We start from the raw sequence: 19,990 nt of genomic DNA on the forward strand, positions 1-19,990 counted from the left end.
GCAGAATGTCCGAGCATTCTGCTGGGGAAAGGCCGGTTAGTCGAGTTTGGCGGCGGGCGGTTCTTGCGCGGGCCTGCCGTCGACGATCGGCACGATGGTTTTCGCTTCCGGCTCGATCGGCACCATCTTGTATTCCTGGCCGTGCAGGTTCTTGAGGTAGACCTCCATCTGCCGGAACGAGATGTTGATGTGCTGCTTCTTGAACTCGCGGTTGATGAAGCGGTTGACCTCGTCGAGCACCGGGTTGCGGTCGCCGAGGTCGCGCACGTGCATGCGCAACTCGTGGTCGAGGGTGCTTTCGCCGAAATTCAGGAAGTACACGTGGGGCTCCGGGTCTTTCAGCACGCGCGGGTTTTCGCGCGCGGCCTTGAGCAACAGCTCTTTCACCAGGTCCAGGTCCGAGCCGTAGTCGACGCCGAGCTTGAGGGTCACCCGGGTGATGGTGTCGGTCAGCGACCAGTTGATCAGTTGCCCGGTAATGAACGTCTTGTTCGGGACGATGATGTCCTTGCGATCGAAGTCGGTGATGGTCGTGGCGCGGATGCGGATCTTGCTCACGGTGCCCGACAGGTTGCCGATGGTGATGGTGTCACCGATCCGCACCGGACGTTCGAACAGGATCATGATGCCGGAAATGAAGTTGGCGAAGATCTCCTGCATGCCGAAACCGAGGCCGACCGACAGCGCCGCCACCAGCCATTGCAACTTGTCCCAGCTCACGCCGAGGGTCGATAGCGTCGAGACGAAACCGACGCCGGCGATCACGTAGGACAGCAACGTGGTGGTCGCGTAGGCGCTGCCCTGGGCAAGGTTGAGCTTCGACAGCACGAACACTTCGAGCAAGCCCGGCAGGTTGCGCGCCAGGGCGAAGGTGATGCCGATGATGATCAGTGCGCCGAGCATGTCGCCGATGCTGATCGGCACCATGCTCATGTTGGCGCCGGTACCGCTGGTGTATTCGTAGAGGGTGACGTTGTCCAGATACGAGAACACCGTGATCAGGTCGGCCCAGACCCAATACAGTGCCGCCATGAAGCCGCCGAGCAGCGCCAGGCGGATCAGGCGCAGGGACTGTTCGTTGACCTTCTCGATGTCCATGCTCGGCTCTTCGATCACCGCTTCGCCGTCTCCGGCCTCTTTGGCGGCCAGCCGTTTGGCCAGGGCGCGCTGGTAGGCCAGGCGCCGGGCCGCCACACTGAGGCCGCGCACGAAGGTGGCTTCGATTACCAGCCAGAACATCAGCAGGTACAGGGTGTTGATCAAACGGTCGCTGAGTTTCAGCGCGGTGTAGTAGTAGCCGAAGCACACCGCCACGAACAACGCGATGGGCAGGGCGGTGAACAGGATCCCCACCAGTTTGCGGAACAGCGAAGCGTTTTCGTGGGTCGGGCTGCTGATGAGCAGGCGGCTGAGCAGCAAGGTCATCAAGGCGTAGCAGATCAGCACCACCGGCATGCCGAGCACGTCATCGGCCAGTGCCGCCGGTTGCAGTTCGGCAACGGCGACTACGGTCACCAGTGCCATGACCACGATGCCGAGGCGGCGGATCCATCTGCGCAGGAATTCCACCTGGGGCTTTTCCCAGCGGAAATGCAGTTCTGCCACGCCACCCGGCGCGAGGATCCGGTACGCGGTGTAGAACACCAGCCAGGCCCCGGCCATTTGCAGCAGCGCCGCGCCCATATTGGCGTTCTGCCCACGGGCGTCGATTTGCAGGGCCAGCCCGCACAATGCGAGGCCCAGTGAAACCGGCATCGCCAGGAGAATGTTGATCAGAATTGCCTGCGGCGTATGCCACTGGCTGTCGCGTTTGAAGTGACCGATGTCCTGGTGAACCTTGTTCAGTCGCGCGTATAGACTCTTGCGCCGCCACAGCAGTGCGCCGATCAGCAAGGCCAGTGGCAGGAACAGCAGCGGGCGCTGGGTCAGGCCGTCGGTCAGTTCGCTCAGGCTTGAAAGTACCGGCAGCGTATCGAGTTGCCGCTGGAGACGGTCCGGCACACTGTGAATCCACTCCAGGTCCAGCGGCTTGTTGCTGGGAATCCAGAACATCTGTTCATCGAGGGTCGCCCGCAGGCTTTGCGCGGTGCTGAGCAATTGCTTCTGGTTCAGTTGCAGGGTGATGGATTCATTGAGCACCGCGCTCAGTTCGCGGTTCAGTCGCTCCAGCAGGTCGGCGCGGGTGATGGCCAGTTCCATCAGGCTTTTGCGCAGCTGCGCCGTGACTTGCTCGGGGGGTTGGGTCGACAGCAGGTTTTCGACGTAGGTGGTCGGATTGCTCAGCAATTCCCGTTGCTGGCTGACTTCGAACTGATAAAGGCGAATGTCGGCGATCTGATCGGCCAGGTTGCGGTCGAGCCGCAGGCGCGGCAGCGCCTGTTTCTGTTTGTAGAGAATCTTCGAGAGCAGCAGGCTGCCTTTGAGCACGTTGATTTGCTCGTCCAGGGCCGCATCGCTCTGGGTCAGGCTGTCCAGCTGCTGCTTGGTCTGCAGGTTCTGCTGGGTGACTTCGTTGAGGCGGTCGGTGCTTTTGAGCAGGTAGTCCGAGAGCTTCAGGTTGGCCGCGCTTTCGGTGGCCAAAAGGCTGCTGCCGCCGGCCTTCTGCGCTTCGATGGATTGCTGGGTGACCGTTTCCTGGGACAGCGCCAGACGCTTCTGGTTGATCAGGGTTTGCAGTTCCTGGATTTCCTTATCCAGGCGGTCGGATCGCTCCGACAACAGGTCATGCTGGCTGTTGCCGAGGTCTTGCAATTGGGTATTGCCGGCCAGTTCCTGGCGCCGCAGCGGGATCAGGGCGTTCAGCGCCGCCAACTCGGCATTGAGCTGGTCGCGCTGCTCGGCGCTCAGGGTCTTGCCAGCGTCCTTGCCGTTCTTGAGGGTGGTATTTATCTGCTGAATGCGCGTCTGGCTGCTGGATATCTCCGCCTGGGCGCGCTCGGGGCGGGTCTGGGCGGTGATGATCAGGCTGTTGGCATCGGCCAGGGCCTTTTGCAGGTCGCTTTGCTGGGTGGAGCGCTCGGTGAGCAATTGTTCAAGCTGCTGGATCGGTTCCTTGGCGAAACGCTGCGCCACCGGCACCACGGCACTGGCCTTGAGGCGGGTCAGTTCACGCTGGTTCTCGATGGTCTGTTTGGGCGCATTGCTCAATTGCTGCTTGAGCGCGACCAGCTTCTGCTCGTAGTCACGCTTGTTGTTGAGCTGGCTCAGCGTACCTTGCAGGACCGATTGCAGGGCCTTCAGATCGGCTTCCGGCAGTTTGCGGTCGGCGATCTTGTCCAGGCTCGCTTGCACGGCTTCGCTGGAAGGCGGTTCGGCCGCTTGCGCCGCTTGCGATAAACCAAGGGTGCTGACAGAGAGACTCAAGCCCAGGAGGGCGACGGCGAAAATGGAGCGCAGATTAGGCATAAAGACCGGTCAAGCAAGTGATAGTGGAAGCAGTTTAGAGGAAGAGTCCGGGACCCGGGCGACTTCCTTCGGGGAATCTGACGCCCACTTTACCGATCTTGTTCCCGTCCATGACGGCCACGGTCCAAATGGTGTTGTTCCATTCCACCTGGTCACCCACCACCGGCGCGCCGCCAACCTTCTGGGCAATGAAGTGGCCCAGGGACATGTCCGGATCGATGCCTTCGACCTTCAGGCCATAGAGGGCCGCAACCGCGGCCAGCTGGGCGTCTCCTTCAAGTACGAAGTCGCCGAAGAAGCGCAGATCGAGGCCCCGTTGTGGCGCCTGGCTGAAGAGTTTTCCGAGGGCCGGCAGGTTGTGTTCATGGCCGATAACACACAACAAATCATCGACTTCCAGCACTGTACTACCCGACGGATGGAGCAATTGCTGGCCACGAAACAGGGCGGCGATACGGGTGCCTTCGGGCATATTCAGCTCGCGAAGGGGCGAACCGATGCACCATTTTTCCGCGCCCAGGCGATAGACGAACAGTTCCCACTCGCTGGTGACGTGCACTTCCAAGGCCGAGCGGGAGATGGGTGCAGGCTCCGGGGGCACCGTCACCTTCAGCAGCTTGGCGACCCACGGCAGGCTCGTGCCCTGAACCAGCAGCGACACCAGCACGATAAAGAACGCGAGGTTGAAGTAGAGCTGAGCGTTGGGCAGGCCGGCCATCAGCGGGAACACCGCGAGAATGATCGGAACCGCGCCGCGCAAGCCGACCCAGGAGATGAATGCCTTCTCGCGACCATGGAACGCCTTGAACGGCAGCAGGCCAACTATCACCGACAGTGGCCGGGCAAACAGAATCATCCACAGCGCCAGGGCCAGTGCCGGCAAGGCGATAGGCAGCAGGTCGTGGGGCGTCACCAGCAGCCCCAGCACCAGGAACATGCCGATCTGCGCCAGCCAGGCCATGCCGTCGAGCATGTGCAGGATGCCGTGGCGGCTGCGCACCGGACGGTTGCCGATCACCAGGCCGCAGATGTATACCGCCAGGAAGCCACTGCCGTGCAGGGCGTTGGTCAGCGCAAACACCACCAGGCCGCCGGCAATCACCAGGATCGGATACAGGCCGGTGGCCAGGTTGATGCGATTGACCAGTTGCAGCATGAGCCAGCCACCGCCCAGGCCGATGACTCCGCCGATGCCGAATTCGCGCAGCAAGTGGGTCAGCAGGCTCCAGTGCAGGCCGGTCTGGCCGCTGGCAAGCATGTCGATCAGGGTGACGGTGAGAAACACTGCCATCGGGTCGTTGCTGCCGGATTCGATCTCGAGGCTGGCGGTTACCCGTTCGTTCAGGCCCTTGCCGCCAAGCAGCGAGAACACTGCGGCGGCGTCGGTAGAACCGACGATGGCGCCGATCAGCAGGCCTTGAATCAGGTTCAAGTCGAACAGCCACGCGGCCGCCATGCCGGTCAGCCCGGTGGTAATCAACACCCCGACCGTCGCCAGCGACAGCGCCGGCCATAACGCCACGCGGAAACTCGACACCCGGGTGCGCAGGCCGCCGTCGAGCAGGATCACCGCCAACGCGAGGTTGCCCACCAGATAAGCCGTGGGGTAGTTATCAAAAAGAATGCCGGCGCCATCGACACCGGCCGCCATGCCGACGGCCAGGATGATCACCAGAATCGGGATGCCGAGACGGGACGAAAGTGAGCTCACCAGAATGCTCGCACCTACCAGCAACGCGCCGATCAAGAACAGGCTGTTGATGGTCGTCGCATTCAAAGGCAGTACTCCAGAAAGCTGAAAGGCGGGCGCAAACTGACCATGCAGTCTGCGTGCCAGCGATTCTAACCTGTTGAAATGTGATGCTGTCAAAAAGCTTTTTGCAGGCGATTCTTCACGCCGGGTGAAATCATTGTGGCGAAGGGGCTTGCCCCCGTTCGGCTGCGAAGCAGTCGTAAATCCGGTAGATGCTATTTAATGGATGTACGCGGTTAACAGGGAAGGGGCCGCTGCGCAGCCCAACGGGGGCAAGCCCCCTCGCCACAGAGTCAGCGGTGCTCGTTAAAGGCTAAACCGCCCAACCAGGGTGTTCAGGTCTACCGCCAGGCGCGACAGTTCATTGCTCGCCGCACTCGTCTGATTCGCCCCGGTGGCCGACTGCACCGACAGGTCACGGATGTTAACCAGGTTGCGATCCACTTCACGGGCCACCTGTGCCTGTTCTTCAGCGGCGCTGGCGATCACGAGGTTGCGTTCGTTGATTTCGACGATGGCGCTGTTGATGGTGTCCAGCGACATCCCGGCGCCGCGGGCGATGTTCAGGGTCGATTCGGCGCGTTCGGTGCTGTTGCGCATCGAATCCACCGCGTGCTCGGTGCCGCTCTGGATGCTGCCGATCATGCGTTCGATCTCGCTGGTCGACTGCTGGGTGCGGTGAGCCAGGGCTCGTACCTCGTCGGCCACCACCGCAAAACCACGACCGGCCTCACCGGCGCGCGCGGCCTCGATGGCGGCGTTCAAGGCCAGCAGGTTGGTCTGGTCGGCCAGGCCACGGATCACATCCAGCACCTTGCCGATGTCACGGGACTCGTTGGCCAGGTCGCCGATCAGGGTCGCGGTGCTCTGCACGTCGGCGCTCATGCGTTCGATGGCGCTGACGGTTTCCTGCACCAGGTCACGGCCGTCACCGGCAGATGTGGTGGCGTTCTTCGAGGCCTCGGATGTGCTGACCGCGTTACGCGCGACTTCTTCCACGGCGCTGGTCATTTCGTTGACTGCGGTGGCAGCCTGTTCGATTTCGTTGTTCTGCCGGGTCAGGCCACGGGCGCTTTCGTCGGTGACGCTGTTGAGTTCTTCGGCAGCGGATGCAAGTTGCGTGGCCGAGCCGGAAATGCGCTGCAGTGTGTCGCGCAGTTTTTCCTGCATCTTCGACATGGCCAGCAGCAAACGGCCGGCTTCATCCTGGCCGTCAACGGTGATCGGGCGCGTCAGGTTGCCTTCGGCAATCTGTTCGGCGGCGCCCAGGGCATTGGCGATCGGTTGGGTGATGCTGTTGGTCAGCAACCAGGCGAGCAGCAGCGTCAAGGCGGTGGCGATCACCAACAGGGTGATTACCAGGTTGAACGCCGAATCGTATTGATCCGCCGACTGCTGGTTGGTGTCGTGGCTCTGCTGGGTGTTGATCTCCAGCAGGCGGTTCAACACGGTGTTGACCGCTTCGGAGTTGTTGAGCAAATCGGTGTTGAGCAGGCTGCGCAATTCATCGACCTGATTGTTGCGCGACAGGGTCTTCATCCGGTCTTCGATCTGGCGGTATTGACCCAGCAGCTGTACGTATTGATCGTAGGCCGCACGTTCCTGCGGGCTGGCGATCAGCTTTTCGTAGGTTGCCTGGGCGGTGCGAATCTGCTGGTTGCGCGTCTCCAGCAGCTCCATGGTTTTCTGCTGCACATCAGGCTCGCGGTTCACCAGCAAGCGATAGGACAGCACGCGCAGGCGCAAGGTGAGCTGTGTGAAGTCGTCCAGGCTCTTGATGCTCGGCACACTGTTGTTGGTGATGTTCTCGGCCGCGCCGCGGATCTTGCTCATCTGATTCAAGGCAAACACCCCCAGAACCATCATCAAGCCGCCAATCAGGGCAAAGCTGAGGAACGCCCGAGGGGCGATATTCATATTACGAAGGGACATGGCAATCACCGAAAAGAGCGCATCCGCGCCGGGCTGAGGCTGCTGTATGGATGGCTTATCGGTCGCCTGGCTGAAGTCTTGAGTCCTTGCGCGTTTTTACTGCGACCGGGTGGTTACCTTGTAGGAGTGAGCCCGCTCGCGAAAAACGCATGGACAACGCAATCATTCAGACAGGGCGCGATATCGTTCGCGTCCATCGCGAACAAGCTCGCTCCTGCATAGGCGGGCGACGAAGTGCAGGAACCAGATCGGGGTATCACAGTCTCTACAGTTTGCGAGAAAGGTCACTCGTCAGCAAAATCAAGGCTTTGCGCCTGTATAACCCTGGCATCCAGGGTGACTTTTCTTTATCGTACGCGCCCTTTGAAAAAGCCCGGAAAATCAAAATGTTGGAAGCATCCCTAAGCCAATTGGAACAACTGGTCAGTGACCTGGTGCAACAGAACCAGACGTTGCTCGGCACCAACCAGACCCTGACCGCAGAACTGGCCCAGGCCAAGGATGAAAACGAAAGCCTGCAACTGAACCTGATGGAGCAGGAAGAGAAGCAAGGCGCCACGGCGGCTCGCATCCAGGCCCTGGTTGAGCGCGTCAGCGCAGGCCCTGTCAGCGCATGAGTTACAACGCCGCAGGGGTAAAAGTCGTCTCGATCCTGGGGGAGGACTATTCGATCAAGGCACCGGCCGGGGAAGAACAGACCCTGCTGGACGCCGCGATGATGTTGAAGGCAGCCCTGGCCGAAACCAAGAGGAAGTACCCGACGCTGATCGGTGACCGACTGCTGGTGCTGGCGGCGATGAATCTGTGTTCCCAGCAGATCGAAATGCAGAAGCAGCACAAGCTCGACCTTGACCGTTACCAAGAGCAAGTCAGCGCCACGGTTGAAGTGATTTCCAAGACGATCAATCAGGCCTGATCGGCTTTGCGCACAACCAAAGAATAGATTGTCGGTTGGCTTGTATACAATCGGCACGGCTGTTGCAGTGTTTCAGCCTCTTATTCTTTGGGGGTGCTCCATGCAGTTCTGGCGACGCAGTATTCAATGGCAGTTGATCCTGAGCATGGGCACCGCCCTGCTGGTCAGTATCCTGATCGTGGTTGGCATTTATACCCTGGTGGTCAACCGCCTCGCCCAGAGCTATCTGGTCGAGCAAGCCTTGCCGTCGAGCATCGAAGCGATGCGCAACGACATCGAGCGGATCCTCGTCCAACCCCTTACCGCCGCCAAGGACATCGCCAGCAACAGCATGGTGCGCGACTGGCTGGCCGGGGGTGAGGACAGCGCCAAGACCGCCAGCTTCGCGCAGTATCTGGAAGGCATTCGCGCCGAGCACAAAGCCTTTACCGCGCTGATCATCGGCACCGCGTCCAGCCATTACATTACCGAAAAAGGCCTGGACCGCACCCTCAGTCGTTCCAATCCCAAAGACGCCTGGTTCTACTCGTTCCTCGACAGCAACCAGCCGCGCACCCTCAATATCGACATCGACACGGCCACCGGAGAATTGGCGCTGTTCATCGACCTCAAGGTCGAGCAGGCCGGTAAAGTCGTGGGCGTTGCCGGGCTTGGCCTGAGCATGAAAGAGCTGTCGGAGCTGATCCACAACTTCAGCTTCGGTGAGCGCGGCAAGGTCTATCTCGTGCGTTCCGACGGTTTGATCCAGGTTCACCCAGAGGCGCAATTCAGCGGTAAGCGCACCTTGGCCGAACAGATTGGCGAGTCAGCCGCGCAAGCGGTCATGGGTCAAAAAACTGCCACCAACAGCAGCTTCCAGCGTGATGGCGAAGACTTTCTCGCGTTGAGTCTGCCTTTGCGCGATCTCGGCTGGACGCTGGTGGCCGAAGTGCCGCAATCGCAGATCTACGCCGAAGCCCGGCGCGCCATGTGGATGAGCAGCGGTATCGGCCTGGCGGTGGCGATTGTGTGTCTGTTGCTGGTGGTGCTGCTGGCCCGTGGGTTGGTGCGGCCGATTCGTCAGGTAACAGCGGCACTGGTTGCCATCGGTAGCGGTGGTGGAGATTTGACCCAGCGGTTAGATTCCAGTCGCGCCGATGAGCTGGGCGATCTGGCGCGTGGCTTCAATCGCTTTCTCGACAGCCAGCGCGACATGATCGGTGAAGTGCTTACCACCAGCGAACAGTTGCGCGCTGCTGTCGGGCAGGTGGCGCGGGTGGTGGACAACACCGCCGAACGCTCCGGGCGCCAGCAGGAAATGACCGACATGGTCGCCACCGCGGTGCATGAAATGGGCCTGACTGTGCAGGACATCGCGCAGAACGCCGGCAACGCGGCATTCGCTTCACAAACCGCCCGTGACGAAGCGCTGCAGGCGCGGGATGTGGTGGGTGGTTCGATCCGCCACATTGAAAGCATGTCCCGGGAAATCGGCGTCGCGGCCACAGCGGTGGGTGAACTGGCCCATCAAGTGGCGTCGATCGACCAGGTGCTGGCGGTGATTCGGGGGATTTCCGAGCAGACCAACCTGCTGGCGCTCAACGCCGCTATCGAAGCTGCGCGAGCCGGGGACATGGGGCGCGGGTTTGCCGTGGTGGCCGATGAAGTGCGGACTTTGGCGCGGCGTACGCAGGCATCTACCGATGAAATCCAGCAGATGATCGGCAGCCTCAAGCAGGGTGCGGAGAATGCGGTGTCGTCGATGCATTCCGGGCAAGCCGCGACCGGCACGGGTGTCGAGTCCAGCCAGCGTACCGGGGCTTCGTTGACCGCGATTACCGGGCAAGTGGAGCGCATCAGCGACATGAACCATCAGGTGGCGACGGCGACGGAAGAGCAATCGGCGGTGACCGAGGAGATCAACCGGAACGTTCAGGGCATCTCCGACCTGGCGCGGGCGACGGCGGGGGAGGTCAGGGCCTGTCGGGAGGATTGTCAGACGTTGCAGCGGTTGGCGGATGATTTGGCGCGGCAGATGGGGGGGTTCAAGCTGAGTTGATGTATTGATAGTGCTGACGCCATCGCGAGCAAGCTCGCTCCCACAGGGTTTGTGTGTTGAACACAAGATTTGTGGCCAACAGGGATTCCTGTGGGAGCGAGCTTGCTCGCGATTGGTTTTCAGCTACACCACAAAGGTTGGATCAGAACCACTCATCCTGCATGCCCAGGCACACATCATCCCGAGCCTCAAGAATCGCCAGCTCATGGTGGCAGCCCGGCACTTCCCATGTCAGGAAATAACGCGCCGCCTGCAGCTTGCCTTTATAGAAGGCCACATCCGCCGCATTACCCTTGGCCAAACCTTCCTCGGCACGGATCGCCTGTTCCAGCCAGCGCCAGCCGATCACCGTGTGACCAAACACTTTCAGGTACAGCGCCGAGTTCGCCAGGCTGCTGTTGACCTTGCCTTGGGCCAGATCAGTCAGGAGGCCGATGGTCACGGTTTGCAGGCGTGCCACCAGTTTTTCCAGCGGCTCGCGCAGCGGCGTCAATGAATCAAACGCCTGTGCTCGCTCGCCAGTGTCGGCGATCAGGCGGATCAGTTGCTTGAGCCCCGCGCCACCGTTCTGCGCCAGTTTGCGGCCCAAAAGGTCTAGCGACTGAATACCGTGGGTGCCTTCGTGGATCGGGTTCAGGCGGTTGTCGCGGTAGTACTGCTCCACCGGGTACTCACGGGTATAACCGTGGCCGCCGAGGATCTGGATCGCCAGTTCGTTGGCCTTCAGGCAGAACTCCGATGGCCAGGATTTGACGATCGGTGTCAGTAAATCCAGCAGTTCATGGGCCTGTTTGCGTTCGGCTTCGGTCGCAAGCGTGGTGGTGTCATCGAACAGTCGCGCCGCATACAGACCCAAGTCAAACGAACCTTCGACGTAAGCCTTTTGCGTCAACAGCATGCGTTTGACGTCGGCGTGCTGAATGATCGCCACCGGCGCGGTGTTCGGGTCCTTGCTGTCCGGCACGCGTCCCTGCGGACGTTCGCGGGCGTATTTTAGCGAGTACAGATAGCCGGCGTAACCAAGCATCACCGCACCCATGCCGACGCCGATCCGGGCCTCGTTCATCATCTGGAACATGTAACTCAAGCCATGGTGCGGCTTGCCCACCAGATAGCCGACGCACTCGCCGTTATCGCCGAAATTCAGTGCGGTGGAGGTGGTGCCGCGCCAGCCCATCTTGTGGAACAGCCCGGCCAGCAACACGTCGTTGCGTTGGCCGAGGCTGCCATCGTCGTTGACCAGGAACTTGGGCACGATAAACAGCGAAATGCCCTTCACCCCGGCCGGTGCGTCCGGCAGCTTGGCCAGCACCATGTGCACGATGTTTTCCGACAGCGGGTGATCGCCACCGGAGATGAAAATCTTGTTGCCCTTGAGGCGATAGGTGCCGTCAGACGCAGGTTCTGCGCGTGTACGAATATCCGACAGCGACGAACCCGCGTGGGGTTCGGTCAGGGCCATGGTGCCGAAGAAACGGCCATCGATCATCGGTTGCAGGAAGCGGCGCTTCTGCTCTTCAGTGCCGAAGCTCTCGATCAGGTTCGCCGCGCCCATGGTCAGGAACGGATAGGACGTCGAAGCAGCATTGGCCGATTGAAAGTGCGCGAAGCAGGCCTGGGACAGCAGCGTAGGAAGCTGCATGCCGCCAGCGTCGAAACTGCGCGCGGCGTTGAGGAAGCCGGCTTCGAGGAAGGCGTCTACCGCCGGTTTCACTTCCGGAATCAGAATCGCCTGACCGTTCTCGTAGCGCGGCTCGTTCTCGTCGCCCTTGCGGTTGTGCGGGGCGAAGAACTTCTCGGCGATGCTGCGGGCGGTGCCAATGGCGGCATCGAAGGTTTCGCGGTTGTGCTCGGCGAAACGCTCACGCTGGGTCAGGCCCTCGGCATCAAGGACTTCATACAGCTCGAAAGCCAGATTACGGGAACTGAGCAACGTCTCGGACATGGCGGCCTACCTTTTGTTGGAGTGGGCCGAGTCTAGGCTTGTGAATTTATGCTGAATAGCATGATTGATGAGCGTGATGGTGGGGCAGAGCAGAGCCTTAGCAGGAACTACAAAACAACTGTGGGAGCGAGCTTGCTCGCGATGGCGGCAGATCAGTCAATATGGAAGGTGACTGATGGATCGCTATCGCGAGCAAGCTCGCTCCCACAGGGGGATTGCATACCGGGCGGCCAATGCGGCAGCCCGGCTTATCGGTTTTAGCCGATGGTCATCAAACTGGCATTACCACCCGCAGCAGCGGTGTTGACGCTCAACGCACGCTCGATCACCAGACGCTCCAGCGCAATGTTGGTTTCGCCCTGGGACAGACCCTGCACACCGACGATGGCGCCGGCACGCTTGGCAACCTGCTGGCACACCGCACGCAACTGGTCGGAATGGCCGTGATGCAGAACCGCATCAAACACCACTTCGTCCTTGTTCCAGTCGGAAACCAGCTTGATGCGCGCCTGAATGTCCTTCGGCAGGCGTGCGAACAAGGCTTTGGTCATGTCAGCTTCCGGCCATACCGCCGAACCGCCGACAGCCAATACCGCCGCCAGTTGCGTCAGCAGGTCGCCTTCGACTTCCGCCAGGCACAGCACGTGTTCCCGTGGCAGGATCGCATAGCTGTTGCGTTCGCCGGTCGGGCCGGCCAGGAGGCGGGTGATACCGCTTTGCGATTGCGCGGCGAACTGCACGCACAGGGTGCTCAGGTCGGCGAACTTGTGGTTGTCGGCCCAGGCTTTCAAGGCGGTCAGCGGCTTGCTCATGGCATCGCGCAGACGAACGTCCGGTGCCGCGGCAGCATCGCCACGAGCGAAGGATTGTTCGATCGCATCCGCAGGGCGCGTCGACAGCAGGCGGTACAGGTACAGCGGGCCGCCGGCTTTCGGGCCGGTACCCGACAGGCCTTCGCCGCCGAATGGCTGCACGCCTACTACTGCACCAACAATGTTGCGGTTGACGTAGACGTTACCGGCGTTGACGTTGTCGATCACCTTGGCAATGGTCTCGTCGATGCGGGTGTGCACGCCCAGGGTCAGGCCGTAACCGGAAGCGTTGATCTGGCCGATCAGTTGATCGATGTCCTTGCGCTTGTAGCGAACCACGTGCAGCACCGGGCCGAAGATCTCCCGCTGCAGTTCGTCGAAGCTTTCCAGTTCGATCAGTGTCGGCATCACGAAGGTGCCGCGTTTGACTTCTTCGGCGTCGGCGATGGCCACCTGGTACACGCTGCGACCTTTGTCGCGCATGGCCTGGATGTGCTTCTCGATGCCAGCCTTGGCTTCGGCGTCGATCACCGGGCCGATGTCCACGGACAGACGCTCAGGGTTGCCGAGACGGCTTTCAGCCATGGCACCTTTGAGCATTTCGATGACGCGGTCGGCGGAATCTTCCTGCAAGCACAGTACACGCAGAGCCGAGCAACGCTGACCGGCGCTGTCGAAGGCCGAGGACACCACGTCGATCACAACCTGTTCGGTCAGTGCCGAGGAGTCGACGATCATCGCGTTCTGGCCACCGGTTTCGGCGATCAGCGGGATTGGACGACCCTGGCTGTCCAGGCGGCCGGCGATGTTGCGTTGCAGCAAGCGAGCGACTTCGGTGGAACCGGTGAACATCACGCCTTTGACGCGATCGTCGCCGACCAGGCCGGCACCGACGGTTTCACCGCGACCCGGCAGCAGTTGCAGCACGCCTTCCGGGATGCCGGCTTCGAGCATCAGGCGCACGGCCTGAGCGGCGACCAGCGGCGTTTGTTCCGCAGGCTTGGCCAATACCGGGTTACCAGCGGCCAATGCAGCAGCCACCTGACCACTGAAGATCGCCAGCGGGAAGTTCCACGGGCTGATGCATACGACTGGGCCCAACGGACGGTGAGCGTCATTGGTGAAATCGTTGCGTGCCTGCACCGCGTAATAACGCAGGAAATCCACGGCTTCACGCACTTCGGCGATGGCGTTGGCGAAGGTCTTGCCGGCTTCGCGGGCCAGCAGGCCCATCAGCGGCTGGATTTCGGCTTCCATCAGATCGGCGGCACGTTCCAGGATCGCGGCGCGCTCGGCGGGCGGCGTGGCCTGCCAGATCGGTGCAGCGTTGAGGGCGCACTGGATCGCGTTGTCGACGTCTTCGACGGTCGCTTCCTGTACATGGCCGACCACGTCACGCAGATCGGACGGGTTCAAGACCGGTGCCGGGGCTTCGCTGCTGGAAGCGCAACCGAGCATCGGCGCCGCTTTCCAGTGGTTGTGTGCGGTAGCGAGAAGCGCGCAGGACAGGGATGCCAAACGATGTTCGTTGGCCATGTCGATGCCGCTGGAGTTGGCGCGCTCGGAACCATACAGGTCACGCGGCAGCGGAATGCGCGGGTGCGGCAGGCCGAAACCACCTTCCACGGTCGCCATTTGCTCGATGCTGGCTACCGGATCGGCCACCAGTTCCTGGATCGAAATCGACTGGTCGGCAATACGGTTGACGAACGAAGTGTTCGCGCCGTTTTCCAGCAGGCGACGCACCAGGTAGGCCAGCAGGGTTTCGTGGGTGCCGACTGGAGCGTACACGCGGCACGGACGGTTCAGCTTGCCTTCGGAAACTTTGCCTACAACCTGTTCGTACAGCGGTTCACCCATGCCGTGCAGGCACTGGAATTCGTACTGGCCCGGGTAATAGTTCTGACCGGCGATGTGATAAATGGCCGACAGGGTGTGGGCGTTGTGCGTGGCGAACTGCGGGTAGATGACTTCCGGCACCGACAGCAGCTTGCGGGCGCAAGCGATGTAGGACACGTCGGTGTACACCTTGCGGGTGTAGACCGGGTAGCCTTCCAGGCCTTCGACCTGGGCGCGCTTGATTTCGCTGTCCCAGTACGCGCCTTTTACCAGGCGGATCATCAGGCGATGACGGCTGCGGCGAGCCAGGTCGATCACGTAGTCGATCACGTACGGGCAACGCTTCTGGTAAGCCTGGATCACGAAACCGATGCCGTTCCAGCCAGTCAGTTGCGGCTCGAAGCACAGGCGCTCGAGCAGATCCAGTGACAGCTCCAGGCGATCGGCCTCTTCGGCGTCGATGTTCAGGCCGATGTCATATTGCTTGGCCAGCAGGGTCAGCGACAGCAGGCGCGGGTACAGCTCGTCCATCACGCGCTCGTACTGGGCGCGGCTGTAACGCGGGTGCAGGGCGGACAGCTTGATCGAGATGCCCGGGCCTTCATAAATCCCGCGACCGTGGGAGGCTTTGCCGATCGAGTGGATGGCTTGTTCGTACGAGGCCAGGTACTTCTGTGCGTCGTGCTCGGTGAGTGCGGCTTCACCCAGCATGTCGTAGGAATAGCGGAAACCTTTGGTTTCGAACTTGCTGGCGTTGGCCAGGGCTTCGGCGATGGTTTCGCCGGTCACGAACTGCTCGCCCATCAGGCGCATGGCCATGTCGACGCCCTTGCGGATCATCGGCTCGCCGCTCTTGCCGATGATGCGGCTCAGGGACGAAGTCAGGCCGGCTTCGTTGTGGGTCGACACCAGTTTGCCGGTCAGCAGCAAACCCCAGGTGGCGGCGTTGACGAACAGCGACGGGCTGTTGCCCAGGTGCGGCTGCCAGTTGCCGGTGCTGATCTTGTCGCGGATCAGGGCGTCGCGGGTGCCTTTGTCCGGGATGCGCAGCAGCGCTTCGGCCAGGCACATCAGCGCCACGCCTTCCTGGGACGACAGGGAGAACTCCTGCAACAGGCCTTGGACGATGCCGGCACGGCCGCCGGCGCTCTTCTGGTTGCGCAGTTTTTCAGCAATCGAGGCGGCGAGTTTGTTGGTGGCTTCGGCCATCGGTGCCGGCAGGCGAGCCTGCTCGATCAGCATCGGCACGACTTCCGGCTCAGGGCGACGGTAGGCGGCGGTGATCGACGCGCGCAGTACCGATTGCGGCAGGATGCTTTCGGCGAATTCGAGGAAACACTGGTGGGCGTGATCCAGAGGCGCGTCGACGGAGTCGTCGGAATCCTTGGTCGAACCGTTCAGCTCGGACAGGGTTGCACCACCCTCGAGTTTTTCCAGGTAATTGAAGATTGCCTGCTTGATCAGCCAGTGCGGCGTGCGATCAATCGAGGTCGCGGCGGCCTTGAGGCGTTCGCGGGTCGGGTCGTCAAGTTTGACCCCAAGGGTGGTGGTAGCCATGTTTTTATCCTCATGTTTGCCACGACTGCGTGGCATCAGCTGGCGGCAAGATTAGCCGTGCGACTGTTGAGGTGCAACCGGGTGCAACCCTTTTTTTGTCGGAATATTACGCAGCTCGTCAGGAAATAAATTCTGGTACGGCGGTGCTGCCTTTGCTTGGTGCTTTTTAGGGTGGTTGGCCCGAGTTCTTGCTCCGAAAAGGAGCAAAAAACCGGGTTTGAAATTTATTTCCGACTGGGTGCAACTTATTCTCAAGAAACTGGTTGCACCTTATTTGCTTTGTTGAATAGCATTCGCGCCCAAGGTGCAACCCGGTCGAAACCCGGGTGCTCCGGCTGATGGCTTTCCTGGGGAAACATCAGTCATAAATGCGCGGGAATCCGGATCGTCTGTCAAACGTATGCGTTTGCGAGCGGTTCACCAGCCGCAGCTACATAAAAACAAAGCCAGGGCGTAACTTAATGAGCGTAAGCAATCCAACCCTGATCACGTTCGTGATCTACATCGCAGCAATGGTGCTGATCGGCTTGATGGCCTATCGCTCCACCAACAACCTTTCCGACTACATTCTGGGCGGTCGTAGCCTGGGCAGCGTCGTGACCGCACTGTCCGCCGGTGCCTCCGACATGAGCGGCTGGTTGTTGATGGGCTTGCCCGGCGCGATCTACATGTCCGGTCTGTCCGAAAGCTGGATCGCCATCGGCCTGATCGTCGGCGCCTACCTGAACTGGCTGTTCGTCGCCGGCCGTCTGCGTGTGCAGACCGAGCACAACGGTGATGCACTGACCCTGCCGGACTACTTCGCCAGCCGTTTCGAAGACAAAAGCGGCCTGCTGCGGATCATCTCCGCGGTCGTGATCCTGGTGTTCTTCACCATCTACTGTGCTTCCGGCATCGTGGCCGGCGCCCGTCTGTTCGAAAGCACCTTCGGCATGTCCTACGAGACTGCGCTGTGGGCCGGTGCTGCGGCGACGATTGCCTACACCTTTATCGGTGGTTTCCTGGCCGTGAGCTGGACCGATACCGTACAAGCCACCCTGATGATCTTCGCGTTGATCCTGACGCCGGTTATCGTGTTGCTGGCCACCGGCGGCGTCGACACCACTTTCCTGGCCATCGAAGCGCAAGATCCAAGCAACTTCGACATGCTCAAGGGCACCACTTTCATCGGCATCATCTCGCTGATGGGCTGGGGTCTGGGCTACTTCGGCCAGCCGCATATCCTGGCGCGTTTCATGGCTGCCGATTCGGTTAAATCGATCGCCAACGCCCGCCGCATTTCCATGACCTGGATGATCCTGTGCCTGGGCGGCACCGTGGCAGTCGGCTTCTTCGGTATCGCCTACTTCTCGGCGCACCCGGACGTGGCTGGCGCAGTCACCGAGAACCACGAGCGTGTGTTCATCGAACTGGCCAAGATCCTGTTCAACCCATGGATCGCGGGTATCCTGCTGTCGGCCATTCTGGCTGCCGTCATGAGCACCCTGAGCTGCCAGTTGCTGGTGTGCTCGAGCGCCCTGACCGAAGACTTCTACAAGACCTTCCTGCGTAAATCCGCTTCGCAGCTGGAACTGGTGTGGGTCGGCCGTGCCATGGTGTTGTTGGTTGCCCTGGTGGCGATCGCCCTGGCGTCCAACCCGGAAAACCGTGTACTGGGTCTGGTGAGCTACGCCTGGGCCGGTTTCGGTGCCGCATTCGGTCCGGTGGTGCTGATCTCCGTGATCTGGAAAGACATGACCCGCAACGGCGCACTGGCCGGTATCCTGGTCGGCGCGATCACCGTGATCGTCTGGAAGCACTTCGAACTGCTGGGCCTGTACGAAATCATCCCTGGTTTCATCTTCGCCAGCCTGGCGATCTACTTCGTCAGCAAAATGGGCACGCCGACTGCCGGCATGTTCCAGCGTTTTGCTGCTGCTGAGGCGGACTATCGTTTGAACAAGTGATGAGTGATGGGTTGAACTCTTCCCGTCCCTGATAAAAGAACGGCTCGCAGCTTTAACAGTGCGGGCCGTTTTTTTTGCTTCTCCGATATCCGTGGTGCGAATTTTCCGGGCAGGGTCCTCGGACGTTTCCTTCAAAACGTAGCGGTTTTCATGAACTGGTACGACGCGAGTTCCGTCGATAGTCTTTGGCGGTCACTGACAATTCAGTGGTGGGGTGTAGGAACCTGTTAAGACCATGAGACACGCTTGGCATCGACACCTGATTTGCGGCCACTAACTTGCGCCCGTAAGATCTGTTTCGGCGGCTGTGCGCGGGCACGCTTCGGCGTGGTCGAGTTCTCTGGTCTCGATATTCCTACCCCGCGTATGGCTGCCACCCAAGCCTGTAGGAAGGCCGATGGTAGCCCCACTTCTACCAGAGGTTAAAAAGTGAAAACAATTCACCCCGACCCACCCTACGTAAAGCCAATCCCCCATCCCGACAACCGCTTCATGGCATTGACCAGCAACTGCACCGATACGCCCACCCTGTTCGTCGACACCCACGCGCCACTCGACATCCTCACCGACGCCGCCAACTACAGACTCCGCGCAGTAACCCAAGTGCTTGAGAACCTGTCCATGCGCGGTTCTATCGAGTGTGAGTCCTTCATCCTCAGCGATTTCGCCTTGCTCTGCGCAATTACGTTGCGCGATGGCTGTGATGTGCTGGATGTGGTTGGGCGGCGGTTGCGGGCACGGCCTTCGGCGTAGCGCCGGGTGGCTTTTGTGGTGAGGGGGGCTTGCCCCCGTTGGGTTGCGCAGCAACCCTGAGTTCAGCGACCCGGTGTTATCAGGCACACCGCAGTACTTGGGGTTGGCGACTGCTTTGCAGTCGAACGGGGGCAAGCCCCCTCGCCACAGGGCTTCGTAGTGCCTCACCGGCCGCTTGGCTGCCAACTCCTGACTTGCCGCCCGGTAAAAGGTAAACTTCCCGGCCTTCGCAGGAGCAGCCATGAATTATCGTCACGCCTTCCATGCCGGCAATCACGCCGATGTGTTCAAACACCTGACCTTGACCCGCCTCATCGCCCTGATGTCGCGCAAGGAGCAGCCGTTTGCCTATCTCGATACCCACGCCGGCATCGGTCTGTATGACCTTCAGGGTGATCAGGCCAATCGTACCGGTGAGTACCTGGAAGGCATTGCGCGTTTGTGGGATCAGCCGGATCTGCCGATCCTGACCGCTGATTACATGCAGGTGCTGCACGAGATGAACCCGGATGGCCAGTTGCGCTATTACCCGGGGTCGCCGGAGTTGGCGCGGCGTCTGACCCGCCCTCAGGACCGTGTGTTGCTCAACGAGAAACATCCGGAAGACGGCGTTTTGCTCAAGGACAACATGGCCGGTGATCGTCGGGTCAAGGTTCACTTGGGTGAGGGCTGGCATGTGTCGCGGGCCTTGCTGCCGGTGCCGGAGAAGCGTGCGGTGATGTTGATCGATCCGCCGTTCGAGAAGCTCGACGAGATGCAGCGCTGTGCCGCGTCATTGAAGGAAGCGATTGGCCGGATGCGTCAGACCGTGGCGGCAATCTGGTACCCGGTGAAGGATCAGCGCGCGCTGCGCCGCTTCTATCAGGACCTGGCCGGTACCGGTGCGCCGAAGTTGTTGCGGGTGGAGTTGCTGGTGCATCCATTGGATACGCCCAACAGCCTGAACGGTTCCGGGCTGGCGATCGCCAATCCGCCGTGGGGGCTGGAAGAGGAATTGCGTGAGCTGCTGCCGTGGTTGTCCGAGAAGCTTGGGCAGACCCAGGGTGGGTGGCGGATGGACTGGTTGATTGCCGAGAGTTGATCTGTAGGAGCGA

General features: G+C 60.9%; 11 protein-coding genes and 2 pseudogenes. 7 read left to right on the plus strand and 6 right to left on the minus strand.

All coding sequences use genetic code 11. The annotated features are described in order from the left end of the window. Nucleotides 1-36: 36 nt before the first annotated feature. From mscK to ABIE16_RS21060, 4 genes and pseudogenes are all read right to left on the minus strand, one after another. Nucleotides 37-3,405 (minus strand): mechanosensitive channel MscK, encoded by a 3,369-nt coding sequence (gene mscK, locus ABIE16_RS21045; RefSeq protein ID WP_429521856.1) that lies wholly within the window; start codon nucleotides 3,403-3,405, stop codon nucleotides 37-39. Nucleotides 3,406-3,439: 34 nt separating this feature from the next. Then, the gene (locus ABIE16_RS21050; protein ID WP_057712307.1) at nucleotides 3,440-5,182 is read right to left on the minus strand and encodes a potassium/proton antiporter; all 1,743 of its coding nucleotides are present in this window, start codon (nucleotides 5,180-5,182) and stop codon (nucleotides 3,440-3,442) included. A 282-nt stretch (nucleotides 5,183-5,464) separates the two neighbouring features. Next, nucleotides 5,465-6,337, minus strand: a complete 873-nt coding sequence (locus tag ABIE16_RS21055) for a methyl-accepting chemotaxis protein (RefSeq protein WP_371319461.1) — start codon at nucleotides 6,335-6,337, stop codon at nucleotides 5,465-5,467. Next, nucleotides 6,320-7,090 (minus strand): annotated as a pseudogene (locus ABIE16_RS21060) (MCP four helix bundle domain-containing protein); the annotation flags it as partial. The pseudogene ABIE16_RS21060 and the gene ABIE16_RS21055, both read right to left, overlap by 18 nt. 386 nt (nucleotides 7,091-7,476) lie before the next feature. Between ABIE16_RS21060 and ABIE16_RS21065 the strand changes: the two are divergent. From ABIE16_RS21065 to ABIE16_RS21080, 4 genes and pseudogenes are all read left to right on the plus strand, one after another. Further along, complete coding sequence (locus ABIE16_RS21065; RefSeq protein WP_090452750.1) at nucleotides 7,477-7,707, plus strand: hypothetical protein; 231 nt, start codon at nucleotides 7,477-7,479, stop codon at nucleotides 7,705-7,707. Then, nucleotides 7,704-8,006 carry a cell division protein ZapA gene (locus ABIE16_RS21070; RefSeq protein ID WP_057712304.1) on the plus strand — a complete coding sequence of 101 codons (303 nt, stop codon included), beginning with the start codon at nucleotides 7,704-7,706 and terminating at the stop codon, nucleotides 8,004-8,006. Before ABIE16_RS21065 ends, ABIE16_RS21070 begins: the two co-directional genes overlap by 4 nt. Nucleotides 8,007-8,151: 145 nt before the next feature. Further along, nucleotides 8,152-9,180 (plus strand): annotated as a pseudogene (locus tag ABIE16_RS21075) (HAMP domain-containing protein); the annotation flags it as partial. 132 nt (nucleotides 9,181-9,312) lie between these two features. Then, nucleotides 9,313-10,044, plus strand: coding sequence for a methyl-accepting chemotaxis protein (locus ABIE16_RS21080; RefSeq protein WP_429521935.1), 732 nt, complete (start codon nucleotides 9,313-9,315; stop codon nucleotides 10,042-10,044). A 142-nt stretch (nucleotides 10,045-10,186) separates the two neighbouring features. Here the strand turns inward: ABIE16_RS21080 and ABIE16_RS21085 are convergent, their stop codons facing one another. Further along, nucleotides 10,187-11,989, minus strand: coding sequence for an acyl-CoA dehydrogenase (locus tag ABIE16_RS21085; protein WP_429521857.1), 1,803 nt, complete (start codon nucleotides 11,987-11,989; stop codon nucleotides 10,187-10,189). Between the two features lie 257 nt (nucleotides 11,990-12,246). After that, nucleotides 12,247-16,197: a trifunctional transcriptional regulator/proline dehydrogenase/L-glutamate gamma-semialdehyde dehydrogenase gene (putA, locus tag ABIE16_RS21090; protein WP_429521858.1), complete on the minus strand. Its 3,951-nt coding sequence runs from the start codon at nucleotides 16,195-16,197 to the stop codon at nucleotides 12,247-12,249. A gap of 461 nt (nucleotides 16,198-16,658) precedes the next feature. On the opposite strand from putA, the gene putP reads away from it, so the two are divergent. The 3 genes from putP to ABIE16_RS21105 all read left to right on the plus strand — a co-directional run bounded on the left by putP (nucleotide 16,659) and on the right by ABIE16_RS21105 (nucleotide 19,977). Beyond that, nucleotides 16,659-18,143, plus strand: coding sequence for a sodium/proline symporter PutP (gene putP / locus ABIE16_RS21095; protein ID WP_057712300.1), 1,485 nt, complete (start codon nucleotides 16,659-16,661; stop codon nucleotides 18,141-18,143). Between the two features lie 429 nt (nucleotides 18,144-18,572). Next, entirely contained in the window at nucleotides 18,573-18,896 is a 324-nt protein-coding gene (locus ABIE16_RS21100; RefSeq protein ID WP_429521859.1) for a hypothetical protein, read from the plus strand. 241 nt (nucleotides 18,897-19,137) lie between these two features. Further along, on the plus strand, nucleotides 19,138-19,977 hold the full coding sequence (locus ABIE16_RS21105) for a 23S rRNA (adenine(2030)-N(6))-methyltransferase RlmJ (protein WP_057712298.1): 840 nt from the start codon (nucleotides 19,138-19,140) through the stop codon (nucleotides 19,975-19,977). Nucleotides 19,978-19,990: the final 13 nt, after the last annotated feature.

Origin of the sequence: Pseudomonas sp. 2725 (assembly GCF_050434585.1) — a bacterium.
Classification (GTDB): Bacteria; Pseudomonadota; Gammaproteobacteria; order Pseudomonadales; family Pseudomonadaceae; genus Aquipseudomonas; species Aquipseudomonas jessenii.